The 12,372-nt window shown below is 59.4% G+C and carries 8 protein-coding genes; 2 read left to right on the forward strand and 6 right to left on the reverse strand.

What is annotated here, in order from left to right; genetic code table 11:
* Window positions 1–18: 18 nt before the first annotated feature.
* The 6 genes from clpB to dnaK form a co-directional block, all read right to left on the reverse strand.
* On the reverse strand, window positions 19–2,631 hold the full coding sequence (gene clpB, locus AB6803_RS25500; RefSeq protein WP_371111506.1) for an ATP-dependent chaperone ClpB: 2,613 nt from the start codon (window positions 2,629–2,631) through the stop codon (window positions 19–21).
* A 173-nt stretch (window positions 2,632–2,804) separates the two neighbouring features.
* The gene (locus AB6803_RS25505) at window positions 2,805–4,829 is read right to left on the reverse strand and encodes an ATP-binding protein (protein WP_371111507.1); all 2,025 of its coding nucleotides are present in this window, start codon (window positions 4,827–4,829) and stop codon (window positions 2,805–2,807) included.
* On the reverse strand, window positions 4,822–6,216 hold the full coding sequence (locus AB6803_RS25510; RefSeq protein ID WP_371111508.1) for a sigma-54-dependent transcriptional regulator: 1,395 nt from the start codon (window positions 6,214–6,216) through the stop codon (window positions 4,822–4,824). Before AB6803_RS25510 ends, AB6803_RS25505 begins: the two co-directional genes overlap by 8 nt.
* A gap of 146 nt (window positions 6,217–6,362) precedes the next feature.
* Window positions 6,363–6,641 carry a chaperone modulator CbpM gene (locus AB6803_RS25515; RefSeq protein WP_371111509.1) on the reverse strand — a complete coding sequence of 93 codons (279 nt, stop codon included), beginning with the start codon at window positions 6,639–6,641 and terminating at the stop codon, window positions 6,363–6,365.
* The gene (locus AB6803_RS25520; RefSeq protein ID WP_371111510.1) at window positions 6,641–7,546 is read right to left on the reverse strand and encodes a DnaJ C-terminal domain-containing protein; all 906 of its coding nucleotides are present in this window, start codon (window positions 7,544–7,546) and stop codon (window positions 6,641–6,643) included. Before AB6803_RS25520 ends, AB6803_RS25515 begins: the two co-directional genes overlap by 1 nt.
* Before the next feature lie 127 nt (window positions 7,547–7,673).
* The gene (gene dnaK / locus AB6803_RS25525; protein ID WP_371111511.1) at window positions 7,674–9,575 is read right to left on the reverse strand and encodes a molecular chaperone DnaK; all 1,902 of its coding nucleotides are present in this window, start codon (window positions 9,573–9,575) and stop codon (window positions 7,674–7,676) included.
* Between the two features lie 738 nt (window positions 9,576–10,313).
* Here dnaK and AB6803_RS25530 point away from each other — a divergent pair.
* Complete coding sequence (locus AB6803_RS25530; RefSeq protein WP_371111512.1) at window positions 10,314–11,522, forward strand: molybdopterin molybdotransferase MoeA; 1,209 nt, start codon at window positions 10,314–10,316, stop codon at window positions 11,520–11,522.
* Window positions 11,523–11,572: 50 nt separating this feature from the next.
* A complete protein-coding gene (locus tag AB6803_RS25535; RefSeq protein WP_371111513.1) occupies window positions 11,573–12,142 on the forward strand; it encodes a mechanosensitive ion channel family protein in 570 nt (189 codons plus the stop codon).
* Window positions 12,143–12,372: the final 230 nt, after the last annotated feature.

The raw sequence follows: 12,372 nt of genomic DNA on the forward strand, positions 1-12,372 counted from the left end.
CATTGTCGGACAGTCGGTTCAGACGAGGTCAAAATCGTCCTCCTCCACCATCACCGGCTTCTGTCCATTGAACGTGAGGCCATCCTTGCCTGCGGAGAGCTTCACCATCGAACCGTCGCGCACATCGCCCGCAAGGATCATTTCCGCCAACGGGTCCTGCACGTAGCGCTGGATCACGCGCTTTAACGGACGGGCGCCATAGGCAGGATCCCACCCTTTATCGGCAAGCCAATTCCGTCCCTTCGCATCAAGCGTAAGCTCGATCTTGCGATCATCCAGGATTTTCCGCAATCGCGCGAATTGAATTTCGACGATCTGCCCCATTTCACTCTTCTGCAAGCGGTGAAACAGGATGATTGCGTCGATGCGGTTGAGGAATTCGGGACGGAAGTGTGCACGCACCATCGTCATGACCTCACCGCGCACCACGCTCGTCTTTTCGCCTTCCGGCTGGTTTACGAGATATTCCGCGCCGATGTTCGAGGTCATGATGATCAGCGTGTTGCGGAAGTCGACTGTGCGACCCTGACCATCGGTCAGGCGGCCGTCGTCGAGAACCTGGAGCAGGACGTTGAACACATCCGGATGCGCCTTTTCGATCTCATCGAAGAGCACGACCTGATAGGGCCGCCGCCGGACGGCTTCGGTCAGCACACCGCCCTCATCATAGCCGACATATCCCGGAGGCGCGCCGATCAGCCGCGCGACGGAATGCTTTTCCATGAACTCCGACATGTCGATGCGAACCATCGCCGTTTCGTCGTCGAACATGAACTCCGCCAGCGCCTTTGCAAGCTCGGTCTTACCGACGCCGGTGGGACCCAGAAACATGAACGAGCCGATCGGGCGGCTGGGATCCTGCAGCCCGGCACGGGCGCGCCGGACGGCGGTCGACACCGCGCGCACGGCCTGCGCCTGGCCGACGACGCGCTTGCCAAGCATCTCTTCCATATGAAGAAGCTTATCCTTCTCGCCCTCGAGCATCTTGTCGACCGGCACGCCTGTCCAGCGCGACACCACCTGTGCGATATTGTCGGCGGTCACCGTTTCGGTGATCGAGGTATTCTCGCTGGCTTCGACGGCGGCAAGCTTTTTCTCCAGCTCAGGGATCGTGCTGTAGGCAAGCTCCCCGGCCCGCTGATATTCACCGGTGCGCTGGGCATTGGCGAGTTCGGTGCGAAGCTGCTCCAGCTCGCTCCTCATCTTCTGAGCGTCGGAGAGCTTGCCCTTCTCCGACTGCCATTTCGAGGTCAAATCGGCCGACGCCTTTTCCAGCCTGGCCAGCTCCTCGCCGAGCGTCTTCAACCGGCTCTTGGAACCGGCATCCGCCTCCTTCTTGAGCGCCTCCTGCTCGATCTTGCGCCGTATGATCTCACGGTCGAGAGAGTCCAGCTCCTCCGGTTTGGAATCGACCTGCATCTTCAACCGGGCCGCGGCCTCGTCCATCAGGTCGATGGCCTTGTCCGGCAGGAAGCGGTCCGTGATGTAGCGGTTCGACAGCGTTGCGGCCGCCACCAGGGCGGAATCGGCGATCCGGACCCCGTGATGGAGTTCGTATTTTTCCTTCAGCCCGCGCAGGATCGAGATCGTATCCTCGACCGTCGGCTCCGGCACGAACACCGGCTGGAACCGCCGTGCAAGCGCCGGGTCTTTCTCGACGTGCTTGCGGTATTCGTCGAGCGTGGTCGCGCCGACGCAATGCAGCTCGCCGCGCGCCAGAGCCGGCTTCAGCAGATTGGACGCATCCATCGCGCCGTCGGTCTTGCCGGCCCCGATCAGCGTATGCATCTCATCGATGAACAGGATAATCCCGCCTGTGGCGGAAGTGACTTCCTGCAGCACGGCCTTCAGCCGCTCCTCGAATTCACCGCGATATTTCGCGCCGGCGATCAGCGAGCCGAGATCAAGCGCGAGCAGCTTCTTGTCCTTCAGGCTCTCCGGGACGTCGCCGTTGACGATCCGCAGCGCCAGCCCTTCGACGATGGCCGTTTTGCCGACACCGGGCTCGCCGATCAGCACGGGATTGTTCTTGGTGCGCCGTGAAAGAACCTGGATCGTGCGGCGAATTTCCTCGTCACGCCCGATGACGGGATCGAGCTTGCCGTCCCGCGCTGCCTGCGTCAGATCGCGGGCATACTTCTTCAACGCGTCATAGGCGTTCTCGGCCGACGCACTATCGGCGGTGCGGCCTTTGCGCAAGGCGTTGATGGCGGCATTGAGCTGTTGCGGATTGACGCCTCCCTGTGCGAGCAACTTTCCCGCTTCGCCGTGCTTGTCGGCAGCGAGTGCCTGCAGCAGCCGTTCCACCGTCACGAAGCTGTCTCCGGCCCTCTCCGCTGCCTGTTCCGCCGCGGTAAAGAGACGCGCAGTCTCGGGCGCGAGATAGACCTGTCCGGCCCCGGCACCGGTCACCTTCGGCAACTTTGCCAAAGCGTCTTCAGTCGCGCTGAGGATAGCGCGCGAATTGCCGCCCGAGCGATCGATCAGGCCACCGGCAAGACCCTCGCTGTCATCAAGCAGGACTTTGAGAATATGGAGAGGTGTAAATTGCTGGTTTCCCTCCCGCGTGGCGAGCGACTGTGCGGATTGGATGAAGCCTCTTGCACGATCTGTATATTTTTCAGCGTTCATTGAGCCACCTCCTCCGGACCTATGCCACCGCTCCTGTTTCAGAGAGTCTTTGAGCAACGGACGTGCCAGTTCGAGCAGGCAATGAAATCAACGAGATATGATCGGGTGGCGATCTGAGACAGACAATCTGTCGGGAGGAGGCAAGACAAAATGTCCGTGCGAGCCTGAGAGCGTCAATCTGCTTCCGGTAGCCAGACGGTGAACGTCGTGCCTTTGCCGGGCTCGCTCCTGACCGAGATCCTGCCGCCCTGTCGCGCCATCAGCATCTGGCTGACCGAGAGGCCAAGCCCCGTGCCTTCCCGGGTCTTGGTGGTAAAAAACGGATCGAAGATTTTCTGCATCACGTCGGGCGCCATGCCCATGCCCGTGTCCTCGACCTGGATGGCGACCCCTGCCTGGCCGTCCGTGTCTGAATCGATCGTTCGCAAGGTCAGCCGCCCGCCATTCGGCATGGCATGTATGGCGTTGACGATCAGATTGACCAGAACCTGCTGCAATTCGGTTCGGTTCATCATGATCGGCCGCAAGGCGCGATCTTCCCTTTCAAGCACGATCGTCGTCTTCTTCAGCAGATGCTGGACGAGCGGCAATGTGTCGGAGACGATCCCGGCCGCGGCATAGTGTTCGGAATAGCCGGAATATTCCTGTGGCTTTGCGAATTGGAGAAGCTTGGTGACGATCTCCGAGATACGATGCATCTGTTGATCGATAAGGCGAAACTCCGTACCGGCATTGTCGGCATCGGATCCCATCATCTCGCGGATCACTTCGAGATTGCCTTGCATGACCGCAATCGGATTGTTGATCTCGTGAGCGACCCCCGCCGTGATCTCGCCAATCACCGCCAGCTTCTCCGACATGACAAGTTGCTTGGTCGTGGTCTCCAATCGCCGTGTCGCATCGTGCAGTTCAAGCGCCCGCTGCTCGACCCGCTGATTGAGTTCCTCATTCAATTGACGCAGTTCGGCGTCGCGCTGCTGGGTCAGATCGAGCAGATGATCCAGATGCAACGCCACCTGACCGATTTCGTCCCTGTTCTCGACGGGACCGGTGCGCGCGGAGAGATCACCGCCCTCCACGCGGGCGATGGTGCCGGTCATGCGCTCCAGAGGCTTGAAAATGCTGCGGGCCCATATCAGGAACAGCGGAACGGTCGCGGCGACAGCGATCAGGAATGCCGCTACGATCGTCAGCAATGTCTCGTATTTTGCCTGGGTTATCGGCTTTTGGAGAAACCCCGCATAAAGCATGCCGACCCGGCGGCTGTAGCTGTCGAGGATCGGCTCGTAGCCTGAGATATACCAGCCATTGACGACAAAGGCGCTATCGAGCCACGTTCGTCCCTGGTCGAGCACGGCGCTGCGAACCTCGGCCGAGACGCGCGTGCCGATGGCCCGACGGCCCTCGAACAAATGCACATTGGTACTGATGCGGACATCATCGAGGAACAGAGTGACCGTGCCGTGGCTGCCTTCGGGCAGACCCGAGCCATGATAGATGAGGTCGTTGATCGTATCGACGAAGGCGAGGTTCTGATTCAAAAGGATGCCGCCGACCAGGGCTGCGCGCCGACCGTCGGGTAGTATCAAGGCGATTGCCGACTGGAGGACCAGACCGCGTGTTTCCTCGGTCAGGTTGGTCGCAGCACTTCCAACGGTCGGAACGATCTCAATGCGTGCCCGTTGCGCGAGCTCCGGCGATATCGCGGCAAGTTCAGCCTGTCCAAAGACATCGATGCTCGTCTTAGAGCGACCTTCAAGGGCCGAACCGATGGCTGGCCAGTTCCAGCGGATGGCCGGAGAACTCAACGGGTACCCGCTGACGATGATATGACCGTCGTCGCCGACAACGTAGAGGAAATCGAACCTACGGCCCTGAGCAGTTCCCTTGAGAAAGGCTGAAAAATTGCCGTTAAAGCCATTGCCTTTCTGAAGCAGCTCCTGAAATCGGGCCGATTCACTCACGGCAAAAAGCTGGCCCTCGGTATTTTCGAGGATCCGGCCCAAATATTGATGCGCGATCGTCAGGTCGTCATTGACCTTGGAGACGGTCATGGCATCGAACCGGCTATTCCAGCGGTAGATGCTGATACCAAGCAGCAGCGGCAGGATGACGAGCATCGGCACAAGCGCGATCGCCAGCAGGCGGTAGCGCACGGATCTTTTCCCGATCATCATGCCGGGCACGCGTTTAAACATGCCAACTTACGCATTTGCGGTCGACGGTCTTGCGCGAGATACCCAGCCGACGGGCCGCTTCTTCGCGGTCGCCACCGACCTCGCGCAGGACGGACAGAATATGCCGCCGCTCGATCTCCGCCAGGCTCTGCCCTCCACTATCGCCATCATCGTCATCGGCGATCCTCTCGATGTCTTCCGGAAAGCCGCCGAGGATCACCGTTCTCTCGATCAGGTTGCGCAATTCCCGGATATTTCCAGGCCAATCATACCGCGCGAGCGACGCGCGGACCCTGTCATCGATAGCAATCGGAGGCATGCCAAGCTGTTGGGCAAATTCACGCATAAAAAGCGTCGCAAGCTCCACCACGTCGTCGCCGCGATCCTTCAGCGGCGGCAGATGAATCTGCATCACATTGATGCGAAAATAAAGATCGGCGCGGAAGGCGCCGGCCTCGACGCGCTTTGGAAGATCGGCATTGGTTGCAAAGACGAAACGCGCATCAAAGGGAACCTCGCGTTCCGAGCCGACTGGCCGCACGCGGCGATCCTCCAGCACACGGAGCAGCTTGGTCTGTAGCGCATAGGGGAGCTCGCCGATTTCATCGAGAAACACGGTGCCGCCATGCGCATGCATGAACAGCCCTTCGCGGGCTCTCCCCGCGCCGGTGAAAGCTCCTTTCAAATGACCGAACAATTCGCTTTCGATCATATCGGCAGGGATAGCACCGCAATTGATCGGCACGAAAAGCTTGTCGGATCGGTTGGAAAGAGAGTGAAGTGAACGAGCCGCGACCTCCTTTCCCGTTCCGGACTTGCCGGTCAGGAGAACCGAGGTCGGCAAGGGCGCGACGCGTGCTATGGTCTCACGGACGTGCTGGATCGCCCTGGATTCGCCCAGCAGCTTGTTGCGCAGAAAGATCTGATGCGACGGCGATTTCAGCTCCTGGCGCAGAACTTCGTTCTCGCGCTGCAACCGCATCCGATCGAGACAGCGCGCCACGGCGTTCAGCAACTGGTTCGAGCGGAATGGCTTTAGAATGAAATCAACGACACCAGCGCGCAGGGCTCCAATCGCGGTATCCAGATCGGCATATGCGGTCATCAGGATGACGTCGGCGAAGAAGCCGATCGTCCGTTGCTCTGCCAGCCAATCGAGACCATTTTGACCCGGCATAATATTGTCGAGAATGACGACATCGAAATTCTGCTCGTCGAGCTTGCGCGACGCCTCTTTCGTGTCTGCGGCCACCTCAATGAGCTTGCAGCGTGGCAGAAGAATCTTGACCAGAAAATTGCGTATGCCGGGCTCGTCGTCAACGATCAGGATCGATGCCTGGGCCAGCCAAGGCCCAAACTCCGGGTCTGTGACAGGCTCGGCACTATCATTGGTTCGATCCTGTGCCATTCAACTTCCCTCCGACATCAGCCAACTGACGGGCTAGCATGACGATTTACGCAACGATAGATTACATCAATGCCGCAGCTTTCCGCAGAGCGACAAATAAGCCGAGGCAAAATTGCACGTTGACTGCCAGCCAGGCGACGGCATCGCTAAACCGGGCGTTCCTGCATATCCTGGCGCAACTGCGCGAGCGCGCGGCGCATTCCGTGGAGCTGATCCATCAGATGCAGGATGATGTCGATGCCCTCGTCGTTCGCTCCGAGATCCTCCTTCAGCTCCAGGATGAAACGGGCACGCGCGATATCGATGTCGGAGAACCCGATCCCACCGGTCGCCTGCTTCCTCGGGACGAGCCAGCGCTGCTCGAGCCAGAATTCCAGCGTCTGAACCTGAAGGCCTGAGGAAGTTAGAAATTCCTGCTTGTTCATCACGATGTCCTATCTTCGCGCGGATTGAAATCTTTCCCGGCGCTCCAGTTCGTCACGAAGGCCTCGAGTTCAGGATCCGGGGATTTCGGCAGAACCACCTTCAACCGGACAAACTGATCGCCCTGACCGCCGCCACGATGCGGCGCGCCCTTGCCTTTCAGGCGCAAGGTCGTCCCCGTGTTCGACCCCTTTGGCACCGACATCGTGACATCCCCGGTCGGGGTGGGAACGCGGATACGCCCGCCAAGGACCGCTTCGGACAGCGAGATCGGCAACTCCAGGGAGATGTCGTCACCCTCGCGGGTGAAGCGCCGGTCAGGCAGAACCTCGACCTCGATCAGGGCATCTCCAGCACCACCTTTGCCGGCACCAGGTGCACCCTTGCCCTTGAGACGGAGGACTTGTCCGTCCACCAAACCCGGCGGGATCTTCACGTCGAGCGTGCCACCGTCCGGCAATGTCAGGCGCTTGTTGGCGCCTACGATCGATTCCACGAAATCGATCGGCAGGCGGAATTGCATATCCTGCCCGCGCCGGTTCGCACGCCCTCTTTGGCCGCGTCTCAGAAGCTCGGCAAAGGCATCGTCCGCATCCATGAAGTCGGCAAAGCCGGCGGTATCCGCATATGGATGCCCCTGATCCGCGCCGGCGAAATCCCGATAATATTGATGTTGCGGCCGCTCTGCGCCCGAAGCGTCAATTTCACCGCTATCGAAACGTTTCCGTTTCTCGGCATCACCGAGCAAGTCATAAGCGCCCGCGACCTCCTTGAATTTTTCCTCAGCCGTCTTGTCGCCGGGATTGAGATCCGGATGCAGCTTCTTCGCAAGCTTGCGGTACGCGCTTTGCATCTCGGCCGCAGACGCTGTCGGGGCAACACCGAGAACCTCGTAAGGATTTTTCACAACTTACTCCGGAAGAATCTTATTGATCACGAAACATGCACACCGGCCGGATAGGGGTGGCCGGGATGTCCCCGGCCACTGCACGCGATTTGGGCGGGGTGAACACCAACCCGCCGCGCGCGATCCGCTACGGCGAGGTCTTCTTGTCGTCGTCCACTTCGGTGAACTCGGCATCGACGACATCGTCGTTGGCGGGCTGAGCTGAGCCCGCGTCTGACGGGCTTTGCGCCCCTGCTTGGGCAGCCTCCGCGAGTTTCATCGCTTGCTGTTGCAAGGCGCTCGCTTTTGCGCTGATCGCGGATGCATCGTCGCCTTTTATCGCTTCGCGCAGATCCGCCATGGCATTCTCGATCGCACGGCGATCGGCCTCCGACAGATTTCCACCATGTTCCGCCACGCCCTTCTCGGTCGCATGCAGCAGTGCTTCCGCGGAATTCTTTGCCTCCACGGCTTCCTTGCGCTTCTTGTCTTCGACGGCATGCGCTTCCGCGTCCTTGACCATTCTTTCGATGTCGGCCTCCGACAGGCCACCCGAGGCTTGAATCTGGATGCGCTGCTCCTTGCCTGTACCCTTGTCCTTTGCCGAGACATTGACGATGCCGTTGGCGTCGATATCGAAGGTGACTTCGATTTGCGGCACGCCGCGCGGTGCCGCCGGAATGCCCATCAGGTCAAACTGCCCGAGCATCTTGTTGTCGGCGGCCATTTCACGCTCGCCCTGAAAAACGCGGATCGTGACGGCGTTCTGGTTATCCTCGGCAGTCGAAAACACCTGGCTCTTTTTGGCCGGCACGGTGGTGTTGCGCTCAATGAGGCGCGTGAAGACACCGCCCAATGTTTCAAGGCCGAGCGACAATGGGGTAACGTCGAGAAGCAGGACATCCTTGACATCGCCTTGCAGCACGCCCGCCTGGATCGCAGCACCGACCGCAACCACCTCATCCGGGTTGACACCCTTATGCGGCTCCTTGCCGAAAATCTTCTGCACGATTTCCTGGATCTTCGGCATTCTGGTCATACCGCCGACCAGCACCACCTCGCTGATCTCGTTGGCTGTCAGGCCCGCGTCCTTAAGGGCGTTGAGACAGGGCTCGATAGTCCTCTGCACGAGATCTTCAACCAGTGACTCAAACTTCGCCCGCGTGATCTTGACCTGGAGATGTTTCGGGCCGGTAGCATCCGCCGTAATGAACGGCAGATTGACTTCGGTCTGTGTGGATGTGGAAAGCTCGATCTTGGCTTTTTCCGCAGCCTCCTTCAGACGCTGCAGAGCAAGCTTGTCCTTTCTCAGATCTATCCCTTGCTCGCGCTGGAATTCATCCGCCAGATAGTTGACGAGGCGCATGTCGAAATCTTCGCCGCCCAGGAACGTGTCACCGTTCGTCGCCTTCACTTCGAAGACGCCATCGCCGATATCGAGAATGGACACGTCGAAGGTGCCGCCACCGAGATCGTACACCGCGATCTTGGCCTGTTTCTTCTTTTCGAGCCCGTAGGCAAGGGCCGCCGCCGTCGGCTCGTTGATGATACGCAAGACTTCCAGGCCGGCGATCTTGCCGGCGTCCTTCGTTGCCTGACGCTGCGCATCGTTGAAATAGGCCGGCACGGTGATGACCGCCTGGCTCACCTTCTCGCCAAGATTGGCTTCCGCCGTTTCCTTCATCTTCTGCAGGATGAAGGCCGATATTTGCGACGGTGAGTAGGTCTTGCCCTCGGCCTCGACCCAGGCATCGCCGTTGCCGGCCTTGACGATCTTGTAGGGAACCAGTCCCTTGTCCTTTTCGACGGTCGGATCGTCGTAGCGGCGGCCGATCAAACGCTTTACGGCAAAGATCGTGTTGGTGGGATTGGTCACCGCCTGCCGCCGGGCCGGCTGCCCGACGAGGCGCTCACCGTCGCTTGTAAACGCAACAATCGAAGGCGTCGTACGCGCGCCTTCGGAATTTTCGATAATCCGCGTATTCTTGCCCTCCATGACGGCTACGCAGGAATTGGTCGTTCCCAAATCGATTCCGATGACTTTGGCCACCACATTTCTCCTCTTTGAATTTGGATTTATGGTCTATTCCGTATCTGTTCGGCTCATTGGCGCGGCGATAGCTGGAACTCTAAGATCTACGGAGCCTCTTGCCGCATCTCCGTCGGCTTTCCTCCGCCGCCCGATGTTCTCCTTGGGCTGTTCGCCGTTTCGGAACCGGCCCACTCTTCGGGGGAACATCTCTAAAAACAAATCGATCATCACAAGGTTCCCCCAGTTTGGATTCTGCAATCGAACCATTTCGTCTTGCCCGGCGCATTCGCATGCCAAACTGCTTCTCCACCGCGCCAACAGCACTTCGATATTCCCAACCCATAAGAGACAGCAACAGGCGTGCCAGTTTGAGAGGAAAGCGATTTCAATGGGTTAGAAAGGGAATAGTGGAGACGAAGGACAAGATGTCCTTGTGGGGCCAGACAAATTGTCCGCGCCGAATTTGAGTGACGCGAAGGCGGTGCGACGGTCGGCGAAGGCATGCAGGTTGTCAGATGAGAAGGGCACGGCTGTTTTTTTCAGAAGCACCGAGGACAACTTCTCCCGACATTTTGGACAAAATGTCTGAATGTGAGGAAAATACCACCCTAAACCGTTGATATTACTTGCATAAGGAAATGGCACGCTTGTTGCTGCGAAGATGCTGGTGACCATGAGAGGCGGCAGGATGTTGGATCAGACGTCAAAATCGAATTGCGGCGAGACAACGCTCGCCACCATGCGGAAACGCCGGTAATGGGCACACCGTGCACCGCCCCCAATACGCTCGACGAGGCACACGCCATCTTGCGCTCGCAAGCAGAGCCATTGGCACCGGAGGAAATCCCGATTGGGGATGCCGGCTTTCGGGTATTGGCGGAAGCTATAAGAGCACGCGTCGACTCCCCACGCGAGGATGTCGCCGCGATGGATGGCTTTGCCGTGGAGGACCGTGCGGTCCGGGCGAGCAGGCGAGATTTCCGCCTCGTTGGCGCAAGCTATCCCGGCGATGCGGCGCCTCCTGCGCTTGATCCCGAGACGACAGTGCGGATCATGACGGGTGCGCCCATGCCGCGGTCCAAGGATCGCGTTATCCCCTTCGAACTGACCGGTGAACGGGATGGAATTATCCGTATCGTCGGCCCCGTGCCCGCGGCACTTCACGTGCGGCTGAAGGGATCCGGCTTCAATGCTGGGCAAGTTCTTCTTGATCCGGGCACGCAGCTCGATCCACCGAGATTGCTGGTCGCCGCCGCCGCCGACCAGCCGACCGTGCATGTCTATAAGCGGCCAAGACTGCGCGTCATCACCAGTGGTGACGAGCCTGCCCGAGCGGGAAGGGCGAGTTCAACCGACAGACGCATACCCGATAGCCTGACATTGCCGCTTCAGCTGCTGGCAAAACAATGGGGCGCGGACGCAGTGGGGGCAGCACTCGTCTCGGACGACATCGAGGCCATCCGTACGGCTGTCGCTTTGGCGTGCCTCGACACCGACGTCCTTGTCATTGCGGGGGGCGCCTCCCATGGAGATCGGGACCTGGTCCGGCCCGCCTTGAAGATGCTCGAGCTTGACCTCAAATTCGCCGGAGTAGCGATGAAACCGGGAAAACCGGTCTGGTATGGGCGGCTCTACGGAAAGCATGTGCTTGGACTACCGGGCAACCCGTCTGCGGCAATGACCGTTGCCCGACTGTTCCTCGCACCACTGCTTTGCGCCTTGTCAGGTCGGGGATTCGACACCGCGCTTGATTGGCGGGAGTTGCCGCTGGCTGCCCCGGTGGCGGCCGCCGATGCCCGGGAGATGTTCCTCTATGCGCGCCATAGCGGTGACTACGTCGATATTATCCCACGGCAATCGGCGTCCGCCCAACTTCCCCTGGCGAGTGCCAATACGCTGGTCAGGCGGCCGGCGGGCGGCCCTGCCCTTCCCGCCAACTCCCTGGTTCCCGTTCTGGACTTCTAGTAGAAGTTCAGGATGGTGGTGGCCAGGCAACTGATTTGAAGAACCAATCGATGCTCAGATTTATCGACCCGAACCAGTTGATGGGCGCCATGCTACTCGCGGGCCTATTTTTCCTTGCCGGCATATGCCTCTCCTGGCTGGTACGACAATTGAGGATCGAGGTACTCCGGCATGACAGATCCGAGCGTATCGACCAGATCACCATCTCCTTCCTCAGCCACCTCTCTGTCCTGATAATCTGGGTTCTATTGATAACATTCTACGCACACCTGGTTCCGGCACTGAACCGATTGGGCACGGCGCTGCTTGCCGGCGTCAGCCTGATGTCGGTTATCCTGGGACTGGCGGCACAGACGACACTCGGCAATCTGGTGTCTGGAATAAGCCTTGTTCTCTACAAACCGTTCCGACAGGGCGATCGCCTTCAGATCCAAGCGCCGACCGGGCTTGAAGTCGGAGAGGTCGAAAACATCTCGCTAGGCTATACGGTTCTGAAAACCGACGACCAGCGCCACATCGTCATCGCAAACAGCACAATGGCCCAGCAGACGATGACCAAACTATCGCCGACGGTTCCGGCGGATACTTCGTCGCCGGCGGCCGACAGCCAGCAGAATTGAGCCGATATCGACCGGCCTTCGATGATGCAAGCCATTCCGAGGGGCTCAGCTCTATAAGCGTCAACTTAAGGCTGAACCAGCTGAATCCTGATATGATTTAGGGAGGATATGCGAACGACGGATGTCGCCCTCGAAAGCCATCGTTCAGCAACCCGGGAAGGTCCCTAGTGGAAGACCGCAATAATTTTCCGCAAGGCACTGACCTTCATCGGGAATTGCGCGGCCATGGC

The sequence above is a fragment of the Rhizobium sp. RCC_161_2 genome, from assembly GCF_041355235.1.
In the GTDB taxonomy this organism is placed as follows: Bacteria; Pseudomonadota; Alphaproteobacteria; order Rhizobiales; family Rhizobiaceae; genus Rhizobium.

Coding starts and splice junctions, on each gene's coding strand:
- clpB (WP_371111506.1), bottom strand. CDS start 2,631: ATGAACGCTGAAAAATATACAGATCGTGCAAGAGGCTTCATCCAATCC.
- AB6803_RS25505 (WP_371111507.1), bottom strand. CDS start 4,829: ATGTTTAAACGCGTGCCCGGCATGATGATCGGGAAAAGATCCGTGCGC.
- AB6803_RS25510 (WP_371111508.1), bottom strand. CDS start 6,216: ATGGCACAGGATCGAACCAATGATAGTGCCGAGCCTGTCACAGACCCG.
- AB6803_RS25515 (WP_371111509.1), bottom strand. CDS start 6,641: ATGAACAAGCAGGAATTTCTAACTTCCTCAGGCCTTCAGGTTCAGACG.
- AB6803_RS25530 (WP_371111512.1), top strand. CDS start 10,314: ATGGGCACACCGTGCACCGCCCCCAATACGCTCGACGAGGCACACGCC.
- AB6803_RS25535 (WP_371111513.1), top strand. CDS start 11,573: ATGCTCAGATTTATCGACCCGAACCAGTTGATGGGCGCCATGCTACTC.